23 protein-coding genes are annotated in these 22,695 nt (G+C 71.3%); 15 read left to right on the top strand and 8 right to left on the bottom strand.

The features are described from left to right. Positions 1 to 39 precede the first annotated feature (39 nt). The 3 genes from ABT009_RS23535 (at position 40) to ABT009_RS23525 (ending at position 3,179) form a co-directional block, all read left to right on the top strand. Positions 40 to 741, top strand: a complete 702-nt coding sequence (locus ABT009_RS23535) for a TetR family transcriptional regulator (protein WP_351298743.1) — start codon at positions 40 to 42, stop codon at positions 739 to 741. Positions 742 to 974: 233 nt separating this feature from the next. Continuing rightward, entirely contained in the window at positions 975 to 2,186 is a 1,212-nt protein-coding gene (locus ABT009_RS23530; RefSeq protein ID WP_351298179.1) for an alpha/beta hydrolase, read from the top strand. A gap of 66 nt (positions 2,187 to 2,252) precedes the next feature. After that, positions 2,253 to 3,179, top strand: a complete 927-nt coding sequence (locus ABT009_RS23525; RefSeq protein ID WP_351298740.1) for a DUF4429 domain-containing protein — start codon at positions 2,253 to 2,255, stop codon at positions 3,177 to 3,179. 163 nt (positions 3,180 to 3,342) lie between these two features. Here ABT009_RS23525 and ABT009_RS23520 read toward each other — a convergent pair whose 3' ends face one another. Next, positions 3,343 to 4,353, bottom strand: a complete 1,011-nt coding sequence (locus tag ABT009_RS23520) for an aldo/keto reductase (RefSeq protein WP_351298737.1) — start codon at positions 4,351 to 4,353, stop codon at positions 3,343 to 3,345. A 5-nt stretch (positions 4,354 to 4,358) separates the two neighbouring features. After that, positions 4,359 to 4,922 carry a MerR family transcriptional regulator gene (locus ABT009_RS23515; RefSeq protein WP_351298176.1) on the bottom strand — a complete coding sequence of 188 codons (564 nt, stop codon included), beginning with the start codon at positions 4,920 to 4,922 and terminating at the stop codon, positions 4,359 to 4,361. Positions 4,923 to 5,028: 106 nt separating this feature from the next. Between ABT009_RS23515 and ABT009_RS23510 the strand changes: the two genes are divergently transcribed. Together ABT009_RS23510 and ABT009_RS23505 are read left to right on the top strand one after the other, a co-directional pair. Then, positions 5,029 to 5,499, top strand: coding sequence for a GNAT family N-acetyltransferase (locus ABT009_RS23510; protein ID WP_351298173.1), 471 nt, complete (start codon positions 5,029 to 5,031; stop codon positions 5,497 to 5,499). Between the two features lie 19 nt (positions 5,500 to 5,518). Beyond that, positions 5,519 to 6,328 (top strand): serine hydrolase domain-containing protein, encoded by an 810-nt coding sequence (locus ABT009_RS23505; RefSeq protein WP_351298171.1) that lies wholly within the window; start codon positions 5,519 to 5,521, stop codon positions 6,326 to 6,328. 156 nt (positions 6,329 to 6,484) lie between these two features. On the opposite strand, the gene ABT009_RS23500 is transcribed toward ABT009_RS23505, so the two are convergent. Beyond that, positions 6,485 to 7,150: a pirin family protein gene (locus ABT009_RS23500; RefSeq protein ID WP_351298734.1), complete on the bottom strand. Its 666-nt coding sequence runs from the start codon at positions 7,148 to 7,150 to the stop codon at positions 6,485 to 6,487. 62 nt (positions 7,151 to 7,212) lie between these two features. Here ABT009_RS23500 and ABT009_RS23495 point away from each other — a divergent pair, with 62 nt between their 5' ends. The 5 genes from ABT009_RS23495 (at position 7,213) to fabF (ending at position 12,180) form a co-directional block, all read left to right on the top strand. Then, the gene (locus ABT009_RS23495) at positions 7,213 to 8,418 is read left to right on the top strand and encodes a PucR family transcriptional regulator (protein WP_351298168.1); all 1,206 of its coding nucleotides are present in this window, start codon (positions 7,213 to 7,215) and stop codon (positions 8,416 to 8,418) included. Positions 8,419 to 8,507: 89 nt separating this feature from the next. Beyond that, positions 8,508 to 9,428, top strand: coding sequence for an ACP S-malonyltransferase (locus ABT009_RS23490; protein ID WP_351298166.1), 921 nt, complete (start codon positions 8,508 to 8,510; stop codon positions 9,426 to 9,428). Positions 9,429 to 9,444: 16 nt separating this feature from the next. Continuing rightward, on the top strand, positions 9,445 to 10,476 hold the full coding sequence (locus ABT009_RS23485) for a ketoacyl-ACP synthase III (RefSeq protein WP_351298163.1): 1,032 nt from the start codon (positions 9,445 to 9,447) through the stop codon (positions 10,474 to 10,476). A 65-nt stretch (positions 10,477 to 10,541) separates the two neighbouring features. After that, positions 10,542 to 10,790 carry an acyl carrier protein gene (locus tag ABT009_RS23480; RefSeq protein ID WP_351298160.1) on the top strand — a complete coding sequence of 83 codons (249 nt, stop codon included), beginning with the start codon at positions 10,542 to 10,544 and terminating at the stop codon, positions 10,788 to 10,790. 127 nt (positions 10,791 to 10,917) lie between these two features. Beyond that, complete coding sequence (gene fabF / locus ABT009_RS23475) at positions 10,918 to 12,180, top strand: beta-ketoacyl-ACP synthase II (protein ID WP_351298157.1); 1,263 nt, start codon at positions 10,918 to 10,920, stop codon at positions 12,178 to 12,180. 105 nt (positions 12,181 to 12,285) lie between these two features. Here the strand turns inward: fabF and ABT009_RS23470 are convergent, their stop codons facing one another. Continuing rightward, positions 12,286 to 12,780 carry a DUF3145 domain-containing protein gene (locus ABT009_RS23470; protein WP_351298154.1) on the bottom strand — a complete coding sequence of 165 codons (495 nt, stop codon included), beginning with the start codon at positions 12,778 to 12,780 and terminating at the stop codon, positions 12,286 to 12,288. A 408-nt stretch (positions 12,781 to 13,188) separates the two neighbouring features. Here ABT009_RS23470 and ABT009_RS23465 point away from each other — a divergent pair, with 408 nt between their 5' ends. Together ABT009_RS23465 and ABT009_RS23460 are read left to right on the top strand one after the other, a co-directional pair. Then, positions 13,189 to 14,100, top strand: coding sequence for an SGNH/GDSL hydrolase family protein (locus ABT009_RS23465; protein WP_351298152.1), 912 nt, complete (start codon positions 13,189 to 13,191; stop codon positions 14,098 to 14,100). A gap of 63 nt (positions 14,101 to 14,163) precedes the next feature. Next, a complete protein-coding gene (locus tag ABT009_RS23460) occupies positions 14,164 to 15,150 on the top strand; it encodes an aldose epimerase family protein (protein WP_351298149.1) in 987 nt (328 codons plus the stop codon). Positions 15,151 to 15,192: 42 nt separating this feature from the next. Here ABT009_RS23460 and ABT009_RS23455 read toward each other — a convergent pair whose 3' ends face one another. Further along, positions 15,193 to 17,652 (bottom strand): glycoside hydrolase family 3 protein, encoded by a 2,460-nt coding sequence (locus ABT009_RS23455; protein ID WP_351298146.1) that lies wholly within the window; start codon positions 17,650 to 17,652, stop codon positions 15,193 to 15,195. Positions 17,653 to 17,881: 229 nt separating this feature from the next. Here ABT009_RS23455 and ABT009_RS23450 point away from each other — a divergent pair, with 229 nt between their 5' ends. Both ABT009_RS23450 and ABT009_RS23445 read left to right on the top strand, forming a co-directional pair. After that, positions 17,882 to 18,679, top strand: coding sequence for an ArsR/SmtB family transcription factor (locus ABT009_RS23450; protein ID WP_351298143.1), 798 nt, complete (start codon positions 17,882 to 17,884; stop codon positions 18,677 to 18,679). Between the two features lie 79 nt (positions 18,680 to 18,758). Continuing rightward, positions 18,759 to 19,316 (top strand): TetR/AcrR family transcriptional regulator, encoded by a 558-nt coding sequence (locus tag ABT009_RS23445; protein ID WP_351298140.1) that lies wholly within the window; start codon positions 18,759 to 18,761, stop codon positions 19,314 to 19,316. Between the two features lie 35 nt (positions 19,317 to 19,351). On the opposite strand, the gene ABT009_RS23440 is transcribed toward ABT009_RS23445, so the two are convergent. Together ABT009_RS23440 and ABT009_RS23435 are read right to left on the bottom strand one after the other, a co-directional pair. Next, positions 19,352 to 19,966, bottom strand: a complete 615-nt coding sequence (locus ABT009_RS23440; protein WP_351298137.1) for a LysE family translocator — start codon at positions 19,964 to 19,966, stop codon at positions 19,352 to 19,354. Beyond that, complete coding sequence (locus tag ABT009_RS23435) at positions 19,963 to 20,787, bottom strand: EI24 domain-containing protein (protein WP_351298134.1); 825 nt, start codon at positions 20,785 to 20,787, stop codon at positions 19,963 to 19,965. The genes ABT009_RS23440 and ABT009_RS23435 overlap by 4 nt, the downstream gene beginning before the upstream one ends. 156 nt (positions 20,788 to 20,943) lie before the next feature. Here ABT009_RS23435 and ABT009_RS23430 point away from each other — a divergent pair, with 156 nt between their 5' ends. Further along, a complete protein-coding gene (locus ABT009_RS23430) occupies positions 20,944 to 21,849 on the top strand; it encodes a hypothetical protein (protein ID WP_351298131.1) in 906 nt (301 codons plus the stop codon). 338 nt (positions 21,850 to 22,187) lie between these two features. Here ABT009_RS23430 and ABT009_RS23425 read toward each other — a convergent pair whose 3' ends face one another. Next, positions 22,188 to 22,664 (bottom strand): MarR family winged helix-turn-helix transcriptional regulator, encoded by a 477-nt coding sequence (locus ABT009_RS23425; protein ID WP_351298128.1) that lies wholly within the window; start codon positions 22,662 to 22,664, stop codon positions 22,188 to 22,190. Positions 22,665 to 22,695: the final 31 nt, after the last annotated feature.

Genomic DNA, 22,695 nt, shown 5'->3' with positions numbered 1-22,695 from the left:
GCCTTTGGAGTGAAGACGCGGCAACAGGCGGCGGACCTCGTGGAGCGAGCGGAACCAGCTGACGCGGCGGCGCGGCCCGGACTGCGCGAACGCAAGAAGCAGCGCACGCGCGACGCCCTGCTCCGCGCGGCGCTCGAGCTCTTCACGACCCAGGGGTACGAACAGACGACCGTGGACGAGATCGCGGACGCCGTCGACGTCTCGCAGCGCACGTTCTTCCGGTACTTCGCCAACAAGGAAGAGACCGCCTTCGCCGTCCAGGACATGGTCGAGTCCCGCTTCGTCGCGGCCGTGCGCGAAAGGCCCGCGCACGAGGCCCATTTGGAGGCGCTGCGCCGTGCCGTCCTCGACAGCTGGAACACGCTCGGCGAGGCCATCGAGGCGGTCGTCCCGGTCGAACTGCACATGCGCACCTTCCAGTTGATCGAGTCGACGCCCGTCCTCCTCGCCGCCCATCTGCGCCGCTCCGCGGAGCTGGAGGAGCAGATCGCGCGCGTGATCGCCGAGCGTGAGGGCCTGGACGTGGACACCGACCCGCGGCCCCGTGTCGTGGTGGCCGCCTTCAGCGGGGTCATGCGGCTGACCGGGCGGCTGTGGGGCGCGGGCGAGGACATCAGCATCGAGTCGATCCGGGGGCTCACCGAGTCGTATCTCGGCCAGATAGGACCGGCGTTGGCGGAGGACTGGGACCGCGCCGACCGGGGGCCGGCACCCGCGGGCGGGGGACCGGGCGCGCGGTGACGCCGTCAGACGACCGCGCGGCTTCGACATTCAGGGTCAGGCGGATCCAGGAGTCAGGGCTTCCGAGGGCGTGAGCCAAGAGGCTCTTGTTACACATGTGACTGAAGTGGCACGCACGCTCTGTGATGACTTCGTGCAAGGTGCGCCCGGTTTAACCCAATTACCCCTCGCGAAACGTGATCTGCCTCACCCGTTGCACGGGTTGGGGTGCGGTTCTCCTAGGGTGTCCCGCAGTGACTTCTTTGGACTCGCCCCCGCAACTCAACGTTTGGCGCGCGCTGCTTGCGCTCGCCGTCGTTTTCGTCATGCTGGCCACGACCGGCTGGACGGCCGTGCGCCACCACCGGGGCACTTCGTCGCCTATAGAGGCCGCCCGGTCGGCCTGGGCCCACGGTCACCTGGACGGGCGCCGGCTGCCCGGCCTCGACTCGTCGCCGCAGCGGATCGCCCGCTTCTTCGCCTCGCTCAGCGTGCACCAGCGCACCGGCCTCGCCCACCGCTACCCGCTCGCGGTGGGCAACATGAACGGTGCCCCGGTGAAGCTGCGCTATCGCGCGAACCGCATCGCCCTCGAGCAGGCGCGCACGATCGAGCACGGGCGTATGCACGACAGGAGGCTCTCCGCCGCCGGCCAGCAGGACGCGGGCCGGCGGATGCACCGGCTGGAGTCGCTGATGCGGCCGGGCCGCAAGATCCTCGCCTTCGACCCCATGGGTGCCGGACGCGTCGCCGAGGTCATCGGGAATCTCGACAAGGCCAAGCGCGTGTCGGTGGTGGTGCCCGGGGTGGACACCAATCTGCTGACCTTCCAGCGGAGCGACCGCAAGTACACGGCCCCCGTGGGCATGGCCCGGGCCCTGTACCGCGCGGAGCGCTCGGCGGGCCACGGGAGCCGTACGGCCGTGATCGCCTGGGCCGACTACACGGCGCCCGCCGGGCTCGGCGTGGAGGCGGCCACGGCCATGCGGGCCGAGAGCGGGGCGGTGCGCCTGAACGCGCTGGTGCGGGCGCTGCCCGGCCGCTCCACCGTCGCCCTGTACTGCCACAGTTACGGCTCCGTGGTGTGCGGCGTCGCGGCCCACGACCTGCCGGACCGGGTCACCGACATAGCCGTCGCGGGCAGTCCGGGCATGCGTGCGGACAAGGCCTCGAAGCTGGGCACGGGTGCGCGGGTCTGGGCCATGCGGGACAGCGACGACTGGATCCAGGACGTGCCGTACATGGAGGTCGGCGGGTTCGGTCACGGTGCCGATCCGGTCTCCGCGGCCTTCGGTGCACGCGTGCTGTCGGCACGGGGCGCGACGGGCCACGCGGGCTACTTCGAGCCGGGCACGCAGAGCCTCGCGAACTTCGCCGAGATCGGCATCGGTGCGTACGCGGCGGTGCGGTGCGCCCACGAGGATGACGCGTGCCGGAGCGGTCTGTCCGGGAGTACGACGACCTGACGCGCGTAGAAATCGAAGAAACAACGGCCTGTCGCGGGAGGGACGCACGCACGCGTGCCGCATACGATGAGCCGCATGGGTGACGTACTGGCCGGATTTCATGCCGCCTGGGAGTTCGAGTCGGACTCCGTGCTCATCCGCTTCGAACGGGGGATCAGGGCGCCCAAGCTCTTCCAGGCGCTCGGTGAGCGCTGCATCCCCCACGAGGCGATCGCGGCGGTGACCCTGACTCCCGGGAAGCGCGGGACCGTCGTGCTGCACGCCGTGCCCAGACCCGGCGCCGACCCGCTCATGGAGGCGGCCGCGGGCCAGCTCAAGGAGAGCGGCGACCCGTACCGGCTGGTGCTGCCGGCTGAGCGCGAGACGCTCGCCGAGTACTACGCGGACGAACTGCGGGCCGTGCTCGTGCCCCAGGACGTACGCGACGACGCCGGATACCCGGAGCGCTATCTCGTGTCCGCGCCCGAGCCGCCGCTGCAGTTCAAGGCGTACGACGGGAAGGCCTCGTTCGACGGCGAGTCGGTGGCCTTCCGGTGGTTCTGGACGGGCGCTTCGTCGGCGAAGTGGAAGGCCGGCGACCAGAGTTTCCGGGTGACGGATCTCAGCGGGGTGGAGTGGCGCTCCCCCGAGGTCTTCGAGGGTCATCTGCGGCTGCTGCACCGCGAGTCGTCCGGCGTGCGGCCGGCGCAGGCGGACCAGGATCCGGCGTCGGTGGTCTTCGGGCTCGGCTACGGGCCGGTGCACGAGTCGCTGCCCTTCGCCGCGTCGGTACTGGCGGCGGTGCGGGCCTCCGGGCCGGCCGCGGTCACGGGAGCCGGGTCCGCGGCTGCCGCTTCGGCCGGGTCCCTGCCGGGCGCCGGGGCGCGGGCCGCGCGGCCCGACCCGGCCGACATCGCGGACCGCATCCGCCACCTCGGCGAACTGCACAAGGCGGGCCTGGTGACGGACAAGGAGTTCACCACGAAGAAGGCCGAGTTGCTGGCGGAGCTGTGAGCGGGCCCGTCTCCCCGGGTCCGCGGTTCCCGCGGGACCTGCGCCTGCGGGCCTCGAACCGGGCGCACGGAGTGGCACACGGCGGGAGCCCGGCCGCCTCGGCTACGCGCCGAGCCGAAGCGGCCCGGCGCGTACGCATTCCCCGGTCGGCGCGCGGCCCGCGTTACTCCCGCCCCGCCGACGTGAACGACATGTCCGGGTAGCGGTCTCCCGCGACCTTGGCCGCGATGGGCTCCAGAAGCGCGAGCTCGTCGTCCGTGAGGGTGATGCGCGTGGCGGCGGCGTTCTCCTCGACGCGGGTGCGCTTGCGGGTGCCCGGAATGGGGACGACGGGCAGCCCGTGGACGCCGGCCCGCTGCTGCACCCAGGCCAGCGCGATCTGGCCGAGCGAGGCACCGTGCGCGTCGGCGACGGCGTGCACCGGCTCCAGCAGAGCGGCGTTGGCCGCCGCGTTGTCGCCGGTGAAGCGGGGCTGCTGGCGGCGGAAGTCGTCGGCGCTGAGGTCCTTGTCCGCGTTGACGAACGAGCCGGTGAGGAAGCCGCGGCCGAGCGGCGAGTACGGCACGAGGGCCACGCCCAGCTCGGCGGCGGCCGGGACCACGCCCTCCTCGATGTCGCGGCTGAACAGCGACCACTCGGACTGCACAGCGGCGATCGGATGGACGGCCTGGGCGGCGCGCAGCTCCGAGCCGGTGACCTCGCTGAGGCCGAGGTGCTTGACCTTGCCGGCGGCGACGAGTTCGGCCATGACGCCGACCGTCTCCTCGATCGGCACGTCCGGGTCGCGGCGGTGCATGTAGTAGAGGTCGATGACGTCGATGTCCAGGCGCCGGAGGCTGGCGTCGACGGCCTCGCGGATGTAGGGCGCGTCGTTGCGGATGATCCGCTTCGTGGGGTCTTCCGGCGGGATGGACAGGGCGAACTTCGTCGCGATGACGAGCTCGTCCCGGTGCGCCTTGACGAAGGGCGACAGGAACTTCTCGTTCTCGCCCATGCCGTACGCGTCGGCGGTGTCGTACAGCGTGACCCCGAGTTCGAGGGCGCGCTCGAGGGTGGCCCGGGCCTCGTCCGCGTCCGTCGGACCGTAGGCGAAGCTCATTCCCATGCAGCCGAGGCCCTGGGCGCCCACCTCGGGTCCGCCGGTTCCCAGCTGCGTCGTCGGCATACCACTCATCAGGCTCAAGCCCTCTCCGGCGCCTGTCGGGCGCCGCCATAGAACTGGATCTTGTGGTCGAGCACGGCCAGGGTGTCCTGGAGCTCGGCGATACGGGACAGAACGTCCCTGCGGGTCGACTCCAGCAGCTCCTGCCGCTCGTGGAAGGTGTGGTCGCCCTCGCGCACCAGCTCGGCGTAGCGGACCATGTCCGCGACGGGCATACCGGTCAGGCGGAGCTTTCCGACGAAGGAGAGCCAGTCCAGGTCGCGGTTGCTGTAGCGGCGCTGCCCGGTGTGCGAGCGGTTGATGTCGGGCATCAGCCCGATCCGCTCGTACCAGCGCAGAGTGTGCGCGGTCAGGCCCGTGAAGGCGACGACCTCGCTGATCGTGTAGCGGTCCTGACCGTCCGGGCGCGGATGCGCCTGCGGCGCCGAGGCGCAGGCATCGGCCCTGGCGTCGCCCTGGGGGTCGCTCCTGCCGACGGCCGAGGCGCCGACAGCCGAGGTGCCGGTTCTGCGCGCTTTGGCGGCGTTCTTGGTCTTGGTCGTGGTCAGTATGGGTGTGGCTGTGGTTTCCATCACCGTCATGTCCTCCACGCTATGACCTTGGAGTGGACTCCAAGCAAGCGGAACCGGTCAAAGCCGCGGGAAAAATCGGGGGACGGCCCAGCCCCCGGTCGCTACGGTGCCGATCATGAGTCTTGTACGCCGCGCCGGGCCCGAGGACGCAGAGGAAATACTGAGGCTGCGTCAGATCATGATCGACTCGGCCTTCGCCAAGGGCGAGCCGACCGACTGGCATGCGGCATCGATCATCACGATACGCGGCAGACTCGCGGACCCCGACGGGGACTTCGCGGCCTTCGTCGTCGACCATCCGGACCGGCCGGGTGTGCTGGCGACGATGGTGGCCGGGACGATGGAGTACCGGATCGGCCGCGCGGGCAATCCGCACGGCGCGGTGGGTTACGTCTTCAGCGTCGCCACGGACCCGGACCAGCGGCGGAAGGGGTACGCACGCGCGTGCATGGGCGCGCTGCTCGACTGGTTCCGTGAGCGCGGCGCGGGCAGCGTGGACCTCAACGCGTCCGCGGAGGCTGAGCCGCTGTACGCCTCGCTCGGTTTCGTACGCAAGCCGGACCCCTCGATGCGGCTGATCTTGTAAGGCACTTACGCTCGTACGCATGCAGAGCCTTGCGTTGATCGAGAACTGGCCGGTCCCGACCGCGGCCGCGGCCGTCGTCCGCGCGGACGGGGCGCTCCTGGGCTCGCACGGCCCCACGGGCCACCGCTTCCCGCTCGCCTCGGTCACCAAGCCCCTCGCGGCGTACGCGGCGCTGGTCGCGTACGAAGAGGGTGCGATCGAACTCGACGAGCCGGCCGGGCCCGAGGGGTCGACGGTGCGGCATCTGCTGGCCCACACGTCCGGGCTCGCCTTCGACGAGCACCGGGTGACGGCGGCGCCGGGGATGCGGCGGCTGTACTCGAACGCGGGCTTCGAGGTGCTTGGCGATCATGTCGCGAAGGCGACGGAGATCCCGTTCGCCGAGTACGCCCGGCAGGCCGTCCTCGAGCCGCTCGGCATGGCCTCCACGACGCTCGACGGGTCTCCCGCCAAGGACGGCGTCTCGACGGTCGACGACCTGGTCCGGTTCGCGGCCGAGGTGCAGGCGCCGCGGTTGCTCGACCCGCGGACGGTGGCCGAGGCGATGACCGTGCAGTATCCGGGGACGAAGGGGGTCCTGCCCGGGTACGGGCATCAGAACCCCAACGACTGGGGGCTCGGGTTCGAGATCCGGGACGGCAAGTCGCCCCACTGGACGGGAAGTTCGTCCTCGCCCCGCACCTTCGGGCACTTCGGCCAGTCGGGGACGTTCCTGTGGATCGACCCCGTCGCGGGGGTCGCTTGCGTGGCCCTCACGGATCGGGCGTTCGGGCCCTGGGCTGTTGAGGCTTGGCCCGCTTTTACGGATGCGGTGCTTGCCGAGCTCTGACGGCTGAGGTTGGACGGGGTTGCTCGGGGGTTTCAAGGCGTTGCCCGGCGTCGCGGGGTTCCGCTGTGCCCACCCTCCCCCAAGCTCTCGGCTCCGCTCGAGCAGGGGGGACCCCCATCGCCCCGTGCGGAACGCCTGCCCACAGCTGTAGCGGACTCAGTCAACTGCTGCCATCTCCCACACCAGGACCTCCGCCGGGCCCTCCGCCCCCGCCTCCAGTTCCAGGCCCTTCGCGTCGCCGATGCGGGCCGAGTCGCCATCGGTCAACACCACGCTGTCCAGGCGGACTTCGCCCCGTACCACGTGTACGTACGCGAAGGCGGCGTCCGGTACGGCGGTGCGCTCCCCCGCCGTCAGACGTCGTACGTGCAGCATCGCGCCCGCCTCGGGCACGGCGTACGGCGTCGAGTCCGCGATGCCGTGCACGACCTCGTACGCGGGGTCGCCGCCCGGTTCCGCGGGGGCCAGCCACATCTGGATGAAGACCAGCGGGGCGGCGCCGTCGTTGCGTTCGACGTGCCGTACGCCGCCGCCCGCGCTGAGGCGCTGCACGTCGCCGGACCGTACGACGGACTCGTGGCCCTGTGAGTCGCGGTGTGTGAGTTCGCCCTCGACGACCCAGGTCACGATCTCGGTGTGGCTGTGCGGGTGCTCGGTGAAGCCGGCGCCGGGCGCGAGGCGCTCCTCGTTGCAGGCGATGACGGCGCCGAAGCGCAGATTGCCGGGGTCGTAGTGGGGCCCGAAGGAGAAGGCGTGCAGGGACTCGATCCCGGTGGCCGGGTCCCCTCCTCGATAGCGCTCGCCCGCGCGCCGTACGTCCATCACGGATTCCACGGTAGACCCGACTGGCGGCCCGTCCGTCCGGATGAGGCAGTCTTGTCCATGTGCCCGAACCAGAAACCGCGCTCCCTGCGCATTCAGCATCCGTCCCGCATCCGCACGCCGCGACCCTGAAGCGGCTGGAGAAATCCTCCGGCAGCCTCGCCGCCCAGGCCATCGCGCGGATGGACGAGACGCTGCCGTGGTACCGGGCGATGCCCCCGGAGAACCGTTCCTGGATCGGTCTGGTCGCACAGGCCGGTATCGCCGCGTTCACCGAGTGGTTCCGGCACCCGGACGCGCCCCAGGCGATCTCCACGGACGTCTTCGGTACGGCGCCGCGCGAGCTGACCAGGGCGATCACCCTGCGGCAGACCGTCGAGATGGTGCGTACGACCATCGAGGTGATGGAGTCCGCGATCGAGGAGGTCGCGGCGCCCGGGGACGAGTCCGTCCTGCGGGAGGCGCTGCTCGTCTACGCGCGGGAGATCGCCTTCGCCACCGCGCAGGTGTACGCGCAGGCGGCCGAGGCCCGCGGTGCATGGGACGCCCGCCTGGAGTCGCTGGTGGTGAACGCGGTGCTCTCCGGCGAGGCCGACGAGGGCGCCGTCTCCCGGGCCGCCGCCCTCGGCTGGAACTCCCCCGAGCATGTGTGCGTGGTGCTGGGCACGGCACCGGACGGTGACAGCGAGCTGACCGTCGAGGCGATCCGCCGCGCGGCCCGCCATGCCAAGCTGCAGGTCCTCACCGGGGTGCTGGGCGACCGCCTGGTCGTCATCGCGGGCGGCGACGACAATCCGCTGCGCGTCGCGAAGGCGCTGATCGGGCCGTATGCCCCCGGACCCGTGGTGGCCGGGCCCATCGTCCCCGACCTGCTGGCCGCCACCAGATCCGCGCAGGCCGCGGCGGCGGGACTCAAGGCGTGCTCCGCATGGCAGGACGCTCCCCGTCCGGTGCTCGCCGACGATCTGCTCCCTGAGCGTGCGATCGCCATGGATCCCTCCGCACGCGAACAACTGGTGGAGGAGATCTACAGACCGCTGGAGGAGGCCGGTTCGGCACTCCTCGAGACTCTGAGCGTCTACCTGGAGCAGGCGAGCTCCCTCGAAGGGGCTGCCCGGATGCTTTTCGTTCACCCGAACACCGTTCGCTACCGGCTCCGACGTGTGACTGACGTCACCGGCTGGTCGCCCTCCGATGTACGCTCCGCGTTCACGCTGCGCATCGCCCTGATCCTCGGGCGCCTGACCAACGGCGATCCTCAGTCGTAGCCATTTGTCGGGGGCCTACAATTCCCCCTGCGGTTCTTCGTCCCTGTCCCCACGGGCGGCTGCGGCCGTCCGCAAGAGAGAGTGTGAGAGTGCTCGTACTCGTCGCTCCCGGCCAAGGCGCCCAGACGCCCGGCTTCCTGACCCCCTGGCTCGAACTTCCCGGCGCCGCCGACCGCATCGCCGCATGGTCGGACGCCATCGGGCTCGACCTCGCCCACTACGGCACGCAGGCCGACGCGGACGCGATCCGCGACACCGCCGTGGCCCAGCCGCTGCTGGTCGCCGCCGGTCTGCTGTCGGCCTCCGCCCTGGAGGTCACGCCGGGCGCGGTCGCAGGCCACAGCGTCGGCGAGATCACCGCGGCCGCGTTCGCGGGCGTCCTGGACGACACTGCCGCCCTCCAGCTCGTACGCAAGCGGGGACTGGCCATGGCCGAGGCCGCCGCCATCACGCAGACCGGCATGTCCGCCATGCTGGGCGGGGACCCCGAGACCGTGGTCCCGCACCTGGAGAAGCTCGGCCTGACCCCGGCGAACGTGAACGGCGCGGGCCAGATCGTGGCCGCCGGCACCGTCGAGCAGCTGGCCGCACTGGCCGAGGACAAGCCCGAAGGCGTGCGCCGCGTGGTTCCCCTGCAGGTCGCCGGTGCCTTCCACACCCGGCACATGGCGCCCGCGGTCGAGAAGCTCGCCGAGGCGGCGGAGGCCCTGGTGCCCGCCGACCCGACGGTCACGTACGTCTCGAACAAGGACGGCCAGGCGGTCGAGACCGGTGCCGAGGTCGTCTCGCGCCTGGTCGGCCAGGTCGCCAATCCGGTCCGCTGGGACCTGTGCATGGAGACGTTCCAGAAGCTGGGTGTGACCGCGCTCCTTGAGGTGTGCCCGGGCGGGACGCTGACCGGCCTCGCCAAGCGCGCGCTGCCGGGTGTGCAGACGCTGGCGCTGAAGACCCCCGACGACCTGGACGCTGCCCGCGAACTCATCGCCGAGCACAGCGCGCAGACGGCCTGAGAAGGAGCCCCGGAGCATGTCGAAGATCAAGCCCAGCAAGGGTTCCCCGTATGCGCGCATCCTCGGCGTCGGCGGCTACCGTCCGACCCGGGTGGTGCCCAATGAGGTGATCCTTGAGAAGATCGACTCGTCCGACGAGTGGATCCGCTCGCGCTCCGGCATCGCGACCCGCCACTGGGCATCCCCCGAGGAGACCGTCGCGGCCATGTCGATCGAGGCCTCCGGCAAGGCGATCGCCGATGCCGGGATCACGGCCGAGCAGATCGGGGCCGTAGTCGTCTCCACCGTCTCGCACTTCAGCCAGACCCCGGCCGTCGCCACAGAGATCGCCGACAAGATCGGCACGAACAAGGCCGCCGCGTTCGACATCTCGGCCGGCTGCGCGGGCTTCGGTTACGGCCTGACGCTCGCCAAGGGCCTGGTCGTCGAGGGCTCCGCGGAGTACGTGCTCGTCATCGGCGTCGAGCGGCTCAGCGACCTGACCGACCTGGAGGACCGCGCGACGGCCTTCCTGTTCGGCGACGGCGCCGGCGCGGTCGTCGTCGGCCCGTCCCAGGAGCCCAACATCGGCCCCACCGTGTGGGGTTCGGAGGGCGACAAGTCCGAGACGATCAAGCAGACCGTCCCGTGGGACCGCTTCCGCGTCGGCGACGTGGCCAATCTGCCGCTCGACGACAAGGGCGAGATCAAGTTCCCCGCGATCACGCAGCAGGGCCAGGCGGTGTTCCGCTGGGCCGTGTTCGAGATGGCGAAGGTCGCGCAGCAGGCGCTGGACGCGGCCGGAATCGCCCCGGACGACCTGGACGTCTTCATTCCGCACCAGGCCAACATGCGGATCATCGACTCGATGGTGAAGACTCTCAAGCTGCCGGAGCACGTCACGGTCGCCCGTGACGTGGAGACCACCGGCAACACCTCGGCCGCCTCGATTCCGCTCGCGATGGAGCGGCTTCTGGCGACCGGCGAGGCGAAGAGCGGCGACACCGCGCTCGTCATCGGCTTCGGGGCGGGTCTCGCATACGCCGCAACGGTCGTTACCCTCCCCTAGGCACCGTCCGGACTTTTCCGGGCGGAAACCGCCACACCCTCTGGATACAGCGAAGGAGCGCCAACATGGCCGCCACTCAGGAAGAGATCGTCGCCGGTCTCGCCGAGATCGTGAACGAGATCGCCGGGATCCCCACCGAGGACGTCCAGCTGGACAAGTCCTTCACCGATGACCTGGACGTCGACTCGCTGTCGATGGTCGAGGTCGTCGTCGCCGCCGAAGAGCGCTTCGACGTCAAGATCCCGGACGACGACGTCAAGAACCTCAAGACCGTCGGCGACGCCGTCGACTACATCCTCAAGCACCAGGCCTGATCGACCGATCAAGGGCTTGCGTCCGCGATCACGGGCCGTGTGCCCGGATCACGGACCATGTGCCCGCCGCTCCGCCACCCGGCGGTGGCGCCGCTGAACCTTCGTATCCGTTGGAGAAAGAATTCCTGTGAGCTCGACCAATCGCACCGTGGTCGTCACCGGTATCGGCGCAACCACACCGCTGGGTGGCGACGCGGCCTCCACCTGGGAGGCCCTGGTCGCCGGCCGTTCCGGCGTCAGCATCCTCGAGCAGGAGTGGGCCGCCGACCTCCCGGTCCGTATCGCCGCGCAGATCGCCGTCGACCCGGGTGAGATCATCCCTCGGCCGCAGGCCCGCAAGCTGGACCGCTCGGCGCAGTTCGCGCTGATCGCGGCTCAGGAGGCCTGGAAGGACGCCGGTTTCACCGGCAAGGCCGGCGAGGACGCGTCCGTCAACCCCGACCGTCTGGGCGCGGTCATCGCCTCCGGCATCGGCGGCGTGACGACCCTCCTCGACCAGTACGACGTGCTGCGGGAGAAGGGCGTACGCCGCGTCTCGCCGCACACCGTCCCCATGCTGATGCCCAACTCCCCGGCCGCCAACGTCGGCCTGGAGGTGGGCGCCCGCGCCGGTGTCCACACCCCGGTGAGCGCCTGTGCGTCCGGCGCGGAGGCCATCGGCTACGCGATCGAGATGATCCGCACCGGCCGTGCGGACGTCGTCGTCGCGGGCGGCACTGAGGCCGCCATCCACCCGCTGCCGATCGTCGCGTTCGGCAACATGATGGCGATGTCCAAGAACAACGACGACCCGCAGGGCGCCTCGCGCCCCTACGACTCGGGCCGTGACGGCTTCGTCCTCGGCGAGGGTGCCGGCGTGGTCATCCTCGAGTCGGAGGAGCACGCCAAGGCCCGCGGCGCCAGGATCTACGCCGAGGCGATCGGCCAGGGCATCTCGGCCGACGGCCACCACATCACGCAGCCCGAGCCCTCCGGCAACGGCATCGCGCACGCCCTGCAGAACCTCCTCGACGCGACCGACCTCAAGCCCGCCGAGATCGTGCACATCAACGCGCACGCCACGTCGACGCCGCAGGGCGACGTCGCCGAGATCAAGGCGCTGCGCAAGGTGTTCGGCGACGACGTCGACCACATGGCGATCTCCGGTACGAAGTCGATGACCGGTCACCTGCTGGGCGGCGCCGGCGGCGTGGAGACCGTGGCCACGGTCCTCGCGCTCCAGCACCGCATCGCCCCGCCGACCATCAACATCGACAACCTCGACCCCGAGGTCAACGCCGACGTGGTCCGCGGCGAGGCCCGCGCCCTGCCCGAGGGCCGGATCGCGGCCCTGAACGACTCGTTCGGCTTCGGCGGCCACAACGTGGTGCTGGCGTTCCGTACGGTCTGAGCTGGTCGTACGTAAGCGTCGTACGTAGTCGAAGGGCCCCCACCAGGCGGTGGGGGCCCTTCGGCGTGTCGGTGAGGTCCCGTCAGATGTATGCGTGAGGTGCCGTCAGACGACCTGGTGCAGCCACCGCACCGGTGCGCCCTCGCCCGCGTACCGGAAGGGCTCCAGTTCGTCGTCCCAGGGCTTGCCGAGGAGCTTGGCGATCTCCGCTTCGAGGTCGGTCTCGCCGTGCTGGGCGCGGGCGAGTGCGGCGCGCAGCCGGTCCTCGGGGATCAGGATGTCGCCGTGGATGCCGGTGACGGCGTGGAAGATGCCCAGCTCGGGCGTGGCGCTGTAGCGTTCGCCCTCGGCCGTGGCGCAGGGCTCGGCCGTGACCTCGAAGCGCAGCAGATGCCAGCCGCGCAGCGCGGAGGCGAGCTTGGAGGCGGTGCCCACCTGGCCCTGCCAGGAGAACTCGGACCGCCAGGTGCCCGGCGACGCGGGCTGCCTGATCCAGTCGAGGTTGACGCGCGTGCCGAGCACGCCCGCGACTGCCCACTCGATGTGCGGGCACAGCGCGCGCGGCGCGGAGTGCACGTACAGAACTCCACGTGTCGTCACCGGGACCTCCAGGGTGGGACGAGGTGCGCCGTCTGCCGACGGCCTCGCGCCCGTGCCAAGCGATTTTTCTCAAAAGGGACAGAGCAGACTTGTTGTAATTTAGCGGAACCGGTACAGCGGGGTGCCCACGGGGTGGACCGGCGGCCCTGTCGCTGCCGAGCCGGCAGTGGCCGGGCGCCACGGGGCCGAGGCTACCGTGCAGCGGGGCAAGGAGTGTGACGTACCGTCGGTCCCGCTGCCGGGAAACGCCCGGCATTCACTCGGCGGGACCCCCGAGTGCCGCCGCCCGGGTGCCGGGGCGCCCGCGATCGCGTCCGGTCCGGGGATCCGTTCGCGTACGGTCCCGGGAACGGCCGCCCCGCGTGCGACGTTCCCAGGGGGTGGCCCGAACGACAGAGGGGAGCAGGGATGCGGAAGCGCAGCCACCGCGTGCGTGCCGCCGTCGCCGGGGTGACGGCGGTTCTTCTGGGCGCCGCGGGACTGGCCGCCTGCGACATCACCGGTGGCAACTCCCCCGGTCCGCACGGCTCCTCGAAGCGAGGGACGGCGTCCGCCAAGCCCACGCCGACGTGGGACCGCAGCCCGTCCTCGGTGGCCGCCGTGGGGGACTCCATCACCCGCGGGTTCGACGCGTGTTCGGTGCTTTCCGACTGTCCCGAGGTGTCCTGGGCGACGGGCAGTGACAAGACGGTGCGCAGCCTGGCGGTGCGGCTGCTGGGGAAGCAGCGCGCGGCCGCACACAGTTGGAACTACGCCGTGACCGGCGCCCGGATGGCGGACGTGGCCGCGCAGATGGCGAAGGCGGCGGCGCGCCGTCCCCAACTGGTGGCGGTGATGGCCGGCGCCAACGACGCTTGCCGCGAGTCGACGTCCGCGATGACCTCGGTGGACGACTTCCGCGACCAGTTCGAGGACGCGATGCGGACGCTGCGCCGCGAGCTGCCCAAGGCCCAGGTGTACGTGGCGAGCGTGCCGAACCTGAAGCGGCTCTGGTCGCAGGGGCGCACCAATCCGATGGGCAAGCAGGTGTGGAAGCTGGGCATCTGCCCGTCCATGCTGGGCGACGCCGACGTGGTGGACGCGGCCGCGATGAAGCGCCGGGACACCGTGCAGAAGCGCGTGGTCGCCTACAACAAGGTGCTGAAGGACGTCTGCGCGCGGGACGACCACTGCCGGTTCGACGGCGGGGCGGTCTTCGAGTACCGGTTCAGCACCCAGCAGTTGAGCCACTGGGACTGGTTCCACCCCAGCAGGGACGGACAGGCGCGGCTGGCCGCCATCGCCTACCGCACGGTGACGGCGACGAACCCGCCCGAGTAGTACGGGCCGTATCCGGGTGCCCTGATCACGCGCCGCCACCGGCCCGGGCGTAGGGTCCTGATCATGCACAGCGAACTCTTCGGCACGCTTCCCGACGGCACGCCCGTCCACCGCTGGACCCTGGAACGGGGCGGTGTGCGCGTGCGCGTCCTGACGTACGGCGGGATCGTGCAGTCGGCCGAGGTCCCTGACCGGGACGGGCGCAGTGCCCAGGTGGCGCTGGCGCTGCCCGATCTCCAGGGCTATCTGGAGAACCCCGGGCCGTACTTCGGCGCGCTGGTCGGACGCTATGCGAACCGGATCGCGAACGGCCGTTTCGCGCTGGACGGCGACATCTACCACCTGGCGCAGAACAACGGGCCGAACAGCCTGCACGGCGGCGAGGAGGGCTTCGACCGGCGCGTGTGGGACGCGGAACCCATGGAGCACGGAGTGCGGCTGTCGCGGGTGAGCCCGCATGGCGAGGAGGGCTTCCCGGGCCGCCTGGAGGTCTCCGCGACGTACTCGCTGGACGAGTCGGGCGCGCTGCGCATCGCGTACGAGGCGGTCACCGACGCACCGACCGTGGTGAACCTGACGAACCACAGCTACTGGAACCTGGCCGACGCCGGTTCCGCGGCCGCGGCCGCGCACGAGGTGCAGATCGCGGCGTCCCGGTACACGCCGGTCGACGCGGACCTGATCCCGACCGGTGAGCTGTCGGACGTCGAGGGGACCCGGTTCGACTTCCGCGCTCCACGGAAGGTCGGCGGCGGATACGACCACAACTTCGTGCTCGACAAGGGGGTCACCAGCGCTTCCGAGCAGGTCGCGGAGCTGTACGACCCGGCGTCCGGACGGGTGCTGACCGTCGCCACGACCGAGCCGGGCCTCCAGCTGTACACGGCGGACCACCTCGACGGCGATCCGTACGCCCCGGGCGCCGGTGTCGCCCTGGAGACCCAGCACTTCCCCGACTCCCCCAACCGGCCGGAGTTCCCGAGCACCGTGCTGCGGCCGGGCGAGGTGTTCCGGTCGGAAACGGTGTTCGGGTTCGGGGTCCGGGACTGACGGACCCCGCAACACCGCGTACTCAGACCTCGATCGTCGCGCTCACACCTCGATCGTCGCGCTCAGGCAGCGGTCGGCGACCGACCGGCCCGCCTGGATCTCGTACGCACCCTTCACCACCGTCCACGCGCCGGACTGCTCGTCCCAGATCTCGAAGGCCCGGCGCCGGAGTGGGACGGTGACCTCGGCGGTCTCGCCGGGCGCCGCTTCGACGCCCGCGAAACCGGCCAGCTGGCGCACCTGCCTGTCCGCGCCGACCTCGACCGGCGCGACGTAGACCTGGACGACCTCGCGGCCCACGCGCTCACCGGAGTTCCGGACGCGCACCGTCACCGTCGGGCCGTCCGCCTCGATCGATTCGTACGTCCAGTCGGTGTAGCCGAGGCCGTGGCCGAAGGGGTACGCGGGGGTCGTGCCCGTCTTGTCCCAGGCGCGGTAGCCGATGAACACATCCTCGGAGTAGCGGAGTTCACCGTCGGTCGGGGTGACCTGGGTGACCGGGGCGTCCTCCAGCGTCGCGGGCCAGGTGGTGGGCAGCCGGCCGCCCGGTTCGTACGCGCCGAGCAGGACGTCGGCCAGCGCGGCGCCGCCTTCCTGGCCCGGGAACCAGCTGAGCAGGACAGCCGCGACGTCCTCGCGCCACGGCAGCTCCACCGGGGAGCCGGAGTTGACGACCACGACCGTGTTGGGGTTGACGGCGGCCACGGCCCGTACGAGATCGTCCTGGCGGCCGGGGAGCCTCAGGTCCGTGCGGTCGAAGCCCTCGGACTCCACACGGTCGGTGGTGGCGACGACCACGATCGCCGCGTCGGCGCTGCGCGCGGCCTCGACGGCCTCGGCGATCAGCTCGTCGGCGTCGCGCTGCGGCTCGCGGTGGACGAGGGAGAAGCCGACGGCTTGGATGGGGGCGTCGTCGATCTTGGCGACGACGTGATGGAGGGAGACCTCGACCGGCTCGCCCACCGTGAGCTCGGCGCGGCCGCGCTCGACCGGTGCGCCGAAGAACGCCTCGAACGGATCCGACTCCGGCCCGAGCCCCTGCACACCCTCGAAGAGCACCTCGCCCGCGACGGTGAGCCGGAAGCCGCCGAGACCGCGGGTGCCGAAGGAGTGGGCGCCGCTCTCACGCGGGGTGAAGGTGCCGCTGAGTTCGACGCTGTGCAGGGCGTCGTAGGTGACCCCCTCGGGCAGGTCGTCGCCGAGCCACTGGATCTGGCCGCCCGGCACGGACGCCGTACCGATGATCTCGCCCGCGGCGTCGCGGCAGACGGCACGCAGCTCGAACCCCTTGCCGGCGGCGGCGAGTTCCTCGGTGGGATCGGCGCCGAGCGCGTACGTCACGGCGCCGGCGGGCAGTGCGGCGGTGAGGCCGTCGAGCGGGGAGACGATGCGCCTCGGGAAGACGGTCGCGGAGCCGCCGCCCAGCACGCGCGCGTCGCGGGCGGCGGCGCCGAGCAGCGCGATCTTACGTCCGCGGGACGGATCGATGGGGAGGATGGGGCGCCCTTCGCCCGTGGCCTCATTCCGTACGAGCACGAAGGAGCGGCGGGCGATCTCGCGGGCCAGGGCCTCCCCGTCGATCTCGGCGGGCGGCTCGGCCACCACCGGTTCGGCGCCTTCGAGGGCGCCGACGCGGGCGGCGAGCCGCAGGACGTTGCGTACGGCCTCGTCGACCTTCGCCTCCTCGACCTCGCCCGCGCGGACGGCGGCCGCCAGCGCCTCGCCGTACACGGTCACCGGGCCCGGCATTGCGACGTCGAGGCCGCCCTCGATGGTGCCGGTCGTCGACCGGGCGGCCATCCAGTCCGAGACGTTGAAGCCGTCGAAGCCCCATTCGCCGCGGAGGATCTCGTTCACGAGGTGGCGGTGCTCGGTCATCGTCGTGCCGTTGACCGCGTTGTATGCGGTCATGATGCCCCAGGGGCGGGCGTCTTCGACGATGGCCTCGAAGGGCGCGAGGTACAGCTCGCGCAGGGCCCGGGCGGAGACGACGTTGTTCACGGTGAAGCGGTCGGTCTCGGCGTCGTTCGCCACGAAGTGCTTGACGGTGGTGCCGACGCCGCCGGACTGCACGCCCTGCACATAGCCCGTGCCGATACGGCCCGTGAGATACGGGTCCTCGCTGTACGCCTCGAAGTGGCGGCCGCCGAGCGGGGAACGCTGCAGATTCACGGTCGGCGCGAGGAGGACGTGGACGCCCTTGCGGCGGGCCTCCTGCGCCAGCAGGGTGCCGGCGCGGCGGGCGAGATCCGGGTCCCAGGTGGCGGCGAGCGCCGTCGGGGACGGCAGCGCGATGGAGGGGTCGTCGGCGGTCCAGCGGACGCCCCGGACGCCGATGGGGCCGTCGGACATCACGAGCGACGCGAGCCCGATCTCCGGCAGCGCGGGCAGCGACCACATGTCCTGTCCGGCGAGCAGCCGCGCCTTGGCGTCGAGGTCGAGCTTGCCGAGCGCGGCCTGCACCGCCGCCTCACGGGCCTGGTCTGCGTGGGTCTCCGCCACGGTGGCACCTCCTCGTTGAAGCCCCTTGGGCGTCCCCCATCGTGCACCTGGAGTCCTGTAGGGCGGTAGGTTTCGTTATTTCCTCGTTACGTCTTCTCGTTACGCGAAGACCGGCAGAGTCAGGCGAAGACCAGAGGCGGCAGGTGACGGGGCACGGTTGACATGCAGCCACGCGGCTGCCTATGTTTTATGCAGCCGAATGGCTGCATGAATGGGGTGGCGAGAGACGATGGACGAGGTGTTCAAGGCACTGGCCGATCCCAGCCGCCGCCGACTGCTGGACAGCCTGAACGCCCGCAACGGGCAGAGCCTGCGCGAACTGTGCGCAGGGCTCGCCATGGCCCGCCAGTCCGTCAGCAAGCACCTCGCGGTACTGGAGACGGCGAACCTGGTGACCACGGTGTGGCGCGGCCGCGAGAAGCTGCACTACCTCAACGCGGAACCGATCAACGCCATCGCCGAGCGCTGGATCGACCAGTACGACCGTGAGCGGGTGCGCGCGCTCGCCGACCTCAAGCGAGCATTGGAGCAAGAACCCATGACCAGCAACGAGTTCGTCTACACGACCTACATCAACACCACACCGGAACGGCTCTGGCAGGCCCTGACCGACCCGGCGTTCACCCGCCGCTACTGGGGCGTGGCGTTCGAGACCGACTGGACTCCCGGTTCGACGATGGTCTGGGAGCAGAGCGGCGAGAAGACCGCCGACCCCGCCCAGGTCGTCCTCGAGGCCGAGCCCGGCCGCCGCCTGTCCTACACCTGGCACACCTTCACACCGGAGTGGGCGAAGGCCGTCGGGGTGAGCGACGACGTGCTCGCAAGGATCTCCGCCGAGCGCCGGTCGAAGGTGACGTTCGAGATCGAACCGCTCGGGCAGATGGTCAAGCTGACCGTCGTGCACGACGGCTTCGACCCCGGGAGCACCGTCCTGGACATGATCCGCGGCGGCTGGCCCGCGCTGCTGTCCAGCCTCAAGACGCTGCTGGAGACGGGCGAGGCGCTGCCGGAGTCCGCAGCCGGGTGACCGCGGCTGTTCTACTGGTCCGGCTGAGCCGCCACCGGCTGACGAGACGGCTGCAGCCGAAAGGAAGGAAACCGACGCCATGGCTACCAGGGCACGAAGCGAGGAGCGCCGCGCGGAGATCCTGCGCGCCGCCCTGGAGGTGATCGCCGAGCGCGGTTACCGGGGCGCCAGCCTGGCCGCGGTCGCCGAGCGGGTCGGGCTCACACAGCAGGGGCTGCTGCACTACTTCCCCACCAAGGAGGCACTGCTCGTCGCCGTACTGGAGGAGCGCGACCAGTGGGACTCGGTGCCGGACTCGCAGTGGCGGCTCGACCTGCTGGGCTCGCTCGTCGAGTACAACGCGATGCGGCCCGGCATCGTGCAGACCTTCTCGGCCCTGCTGGGCGAGAGCGTCGCGGAGGGGCATCCGGCGCGGGAGTTCTTCACACGGCGGTACGCCGCGGTGCGCGGCAACATGGCGCAGGTGCTGCGCGCCGAGTACGGCGACCGGCTGCCCGGCGGGCTGACCCCCGAGCAGGCGGCTCCACTGATGGTGGCGGTGATGGACGGGCTGCAGTTCCAGTGGCTTCTCGACCCCGACGCGGTGGACATGCCGGAGGCGTTCCGGGACTTCCTCCGGCTGCTGGGCGGCACCTGATCCGCAACCCGGGGTGCGAAACCGGGGTCCGGGAGTCAGTGGGACGGCGCGAAGGCCAGGCTGATGCCGAGGCCGGCGAGGACCGAGCCGATCGCCTTGTTGATCACCTTCTGCCCCCTGAGCATCGCCGTACGGAGCCGGTCCTGCGAGAAGAGGACCGCGACGAGCGCGAACCACGCCAGGTGCGCGAACGACATGAACAGCCCGTACGCCGCCTGCTGGGCGGCCGGGGTGTCGGGCCGCACCACCTGGGTGAAGGTGGAGACCACGAAGAGGGTGGTCTTCGGATTCAGGACGTTCGTGAGGAAGCCCGTACGCAGCGCGGCCAGGGGCGTGAGCGCGGACTTGTTCTCCAGGTCCACCTCCACGTCGCCGCGCGCCCGGAAGGTACGGATGCCGATGTACACGAGATACGCGGCACCGACCAGCTTGATCACGGTGAACAGGCCCGTGGAGTGCGCGATCAGCAGCCCGACGCCGAGCATCGTGTACGTGACGTGGACGAGGACGCCGGCGGCGACGCCGACGGCGGCGAGTACGCCTGTCGCGCGCCCGTAGAGGTAGCTGTTGCGGACGACCATGGCGAAGTCCGCGCCGGGGCTGATCACGGCGAGGACGGTGATGACGGCGACGGCTATCAGTTCGGTCATGAGACTGCTGACTCCCCTTCCGCTATCTCTTCGTCGGCCTGTTCGCCCTGTTCCTCGGCGGTGCCGTCGTCCCGGGTGCGCTCACCGAGCAGATCCCGCGCCATCAGCGTCGCGCCCGCCACCGCGCCCGGCATCAGGAACACCGCGACGAACGGCACCAGGAAAGCGACGGCCAGTGGCGCGCCGAAGCCCCAGGCCAGGGGCTTGCGGGCGCGCAACAGGGTGAAGCGGTCGCGGAGTTCGACGCCACGGCGCTGCATCGCGACCGACGTGAGTTCCTGGCTGAGGAAGAACCCGGTGACGAAGAAGCCGAGCACCGGGATCACCGTCTGGCCGACGACCGGGATGAACCCGAGAGCGAAGAGCAGTACGCCCCAGAGTGCGGCCCGCACGAGGACACGGAGGCTGTCCCGCGCGGAGATCCACAACTCTCGCCACAGCGGCAACCGCGACTCGGGCGCGGTGCCGTCGGGCGACACGGAGCGGTCGACCCTCTCGGACAGCGCCTCGTAGAAGGGCTGTCCGACGAGCAGGGTCACCGCCGTGAAGGTGAGGACGGCGAGCAGCAGCCCGAGCGCGAACAGGACGGCGGTCAGGAAGCCGCGGAACAGACCGAGCCAGGGCGAGGACCAGTCGTCTGCGAAGGGCGTGGCCCAGCCGACGAAGTCCCCGCCCCAGAGGGCGAGCGCGGTCAGTGCGGCGGCGTACAGCAGGAGGGTGATCAGTCCGGGCAGCAGCCCGAACCCGAACTGGCGCCCGTTTCGGGCAACCCAGCGCTGCCCTTTGAACAAGTACGCGAATCCCGCCCCAAGATCGTGCATAGGCCGCACCCTATCGGGCGGGCGCCTTGGGTGGGCCGGCGCCCGGACTGGTACCTGATTCACGCCCCTTGAAGAACCCGTACGTTCATATGGAGCGGGCATGCTGAGTGGGGCGACCCGGCCGCCGCGGGCCGCACCGGAGCAACGAGGAGGGTCATGAACCCGATCCCGATTCCGAACCCCATCCCGATTCCGATCCAGACCCGGATACCGTCCGTTCCCGGTGTGGAGTCCGTGGTGCGCTTGGCGCGCAGCACGGGAGAGCTCTCGGGCCGAGTGCTCGACACCGCGGGGAACATCACGCGGATTGTCGCCAACACGCTTGACCCGCGGGACGGTTCGGGCGGCCAGATGCTGCGGATGCTGCAGCAGACCACCGCGGAGCTCGCCGAGGCCAGCGGGTCGCCGCAGGCGCAGGAGGCCTTCTACCGGATCGTGGACACGCTCACGCGGCTCGGCACGACCGGTGCGCCCCTGGCCGTCCACCCGGTGAGCGAGCCCGCGCAGGCGCTGCTCACGGCGCTCGGGGACAGTCTGCTGCCGGTGCTCGACGCGATGGAGCCCGCGGTCGAAGAGTGGGCGGCGGCGATCGGTGAGCTGGTCGAGGCGTCGTCGCCGCTGCTGCCGGCCGCGGCGGGGGCGGCGGCCGGGGTGCTGCTCGCCCTCACGCCCGTACTGCTGGCCGCCGCCGACGTACTGCGTGACTCGGGGCCCGAGCTGCGGCGGATCGCCGACGCGCTCACCGCGGCGCTCGCCCCGCTGCTGCCGCTGCAGATCGCGCTGACCGAGCGGGCGGCGGGTGCCGGGGCCGAGGTGGTCCGCTCCGCGCTCCCGGCCCTCGCGGACCTCACGGAGGCCGCGGCCGAGGCCATGAAGACGTTCCGCCCCGTCCTCGTCGCGGGCGAGGAGCTCCTCGTCTCCGGCCTGGAACAGCTCCAGCCCCTCCTCCTCGCCACGGCGGCCCACACGGGCCGCCTGACCCGCGCCGCGGCCGTCCGCATCACAGCGGCGGCTTCGCCTGCGGCGGACCGGGGGGTGGTCATGGCGGTCCACGCGACGTGACGTCGCACCCGGGGGACCCGCCGGGCGCCCACGCCCGCCGACACGTGACCGCCACACCCTGGGTGCTCAGCCGTTCCCGGCGGGACCCGCCAGCCACCGGCCTCCGAGCCCGCCGAAAGGCCGCCCGGGCGTGGCGCCCTCTCGGCAGGGCCAGCCGTGCGCGGCCTCCGAACGCGTCAGCCGCGCCGGGGCGGGGCGCCCCCTCCCCGGCCGTGCGCGGCCTCCGCCGGACCCCTCAGGCGTCGGCGTCACGGCCCGCCGTCCTGTGACCGCCGCCCGGGCGAAGCACTGGCCTCCGCGGGAGCCCGGCCATCGTCGGCGGCCCTGGTGGGGCGCCCTCAGACGCCGACGTCCGCGCCCACGACAGCGCCGTCATCGGCGCCCCCGGCGCCCACCATCCTGCGCAGCATGTCCCGCAGGGACACCCGCTCGTCCCGGGTGAGGCCCGCGAGGGGCTCGCGGGCGAAGTCCAGTGAGTCCCGCAGGCTGCGTGCCGTGCGCAGGCCCTCCTCCGTGGGGGCGGCCAGCTTCACGCGGCGGTCGGCGGGGTCGGGGCGGCGTTCCACGAGGCCGCGGGCCTCCAGCCGGTCGATGATCCCGGTGACGTTCGACGGCTCGCACTTCAGTTTCAGTGCGAGCTGGCGCATGGGCAGCGGCTCCAGGGACAGCAGGCCCAGTACGCGGGCCTGCGCGCCGGTCAGCGCGTGCCGGCCCGCCGCCTGCTCGTACTCCTCGTGGTAGCGGGCCACGACGGCACCGATGAGTTCGACGACCTCGAGGGTCAGGGAGTCTGTGCGGGTGTTCCGGGCGGCCATGCCCACCAGGCTACCGCGTTACTTGACATCA

The sequence above is a fragment of the Streptomyces sp. NPDC002896 genome (assembly GCF_040295225.1).
Classification (GTDB): domain Bacteria; phylum Actinomycetota; class Actinomycetes; order Streptomycetales; family Streptomycetaceae; genus Streptomyces.
The sequence above is the reverse complement of the archived record's forward strand: the minus strand, read 5'-3'. Positions and strand labels throughout refer to the sequence as shown.

Coding starts and splice junctions, on each gene's coding strand:
- ABT009_RS23525 (WP_351298740.1), top strand. CDS start 2,253: ATGAGCCGCATGGGTGACGTACTGGCCGGATTTCATGCCGCCTGGGAG.
- ABT009_RS23520 (WP_351298737.1), bottom strand. CDS start 4,353: ATGAGTGGTATGCCGACGACGCAGCTGGGAACCGGCGGACCCGAGGTG.
- ABT009_RS23515 (WP_351298176.1), bottom strand. CDS start 4,922: ATGACGGTGATGGAAACCACAGCCACACCCATACTGACCACGACCAAG.
- ABT009_RS23510 (WP_351298173.1), top strand. CDS start 5,029: ATGAGTCTTGTACGCCGCGCCGGGCCCGAGGACGCAGAGGAAATACTG.
- ABT009_RS23505 (WP_351298171.1), top strand. CDS start 5,519: ATGCAGAGCCTTGCGTTGATCGAGAACTGGCCGGTCCCGACCGCGGCC.
- ABT009_RS23500 (WP_351298734.1), bottom strand. CDS start 7,150: ATGGACGTACGGCGCGCGGGCGAGCGCTATCGAGGAGGGGACCCGGCC.
- ABT009_RS23485 (WP_351298163.1), top strand. CDS start 9,445: ATGTCGAAGATCAAGCCCAGCAAGGGTTCCCCGTATGCGCGCATCCTC.
- ABT009_RS23480 (WP_351298160.1), top strand. CDS start 10,542: ATGGCCGCCACTCAGGAAGAGATCGTCGCCGGTCTCGCCGAGATCGTG.
- ABT009_RS23465 (WP_351298152.1), top strand. CDS start 13,189: ATGCGGAAGCGCAGCCACCGCGTGCGTGCCGCCGTCGCCGGGGTGACG.
- ABT009_RS23460 (WP_351298149.1), top strand. CDS start 14,164: ATGCACAGCGAACTCTTCGGCACGCTTCCCGACGGCACGCCCGTCCAC.
- ABT009_RS23450 (WP_351298143.1), top strand. CDS start 17,882: ATGGACGAGGTGTTCAAGGCACTGGCCGATCCCAGCCGCCGCCGACTG.
- ABT009_RS23445 (WP_351298140.1), top strand. CDS start 18,759: ATGGCTACCAGGGCACGAAGCGAGGAGCGCCGCGCGGAGATCCTGCGC.
- ABT009_RS23440 (WP_351298137.1), bottom strand. CDS start 19,966: ATGACCGAACTGATAGCCGTCGCCGTCATCACCGTCCTCGCCGTGATC.
- ABT009_RS23435 (WP_351298134.1), bottom strand. CDS start 20,787: ATGCACGATCTTGGGGCGGGATTCGCGTACTTGTTCAAAGGGCAGCGC.
- ABT009_RS23430 (WP_351298131.1), top strand. CDS start 20,944: ATGAACCCGATCCCGATTCCGAACCCCATCCCGATTCCGATCCAGACC.
- ABT009_RS23425 (WP_351298128.1), bottom strand. CDS start 22,664: ATGGCCGCCCGGAACACCCGCACAGACTCCCTGACCCTCGAGGTCGTC.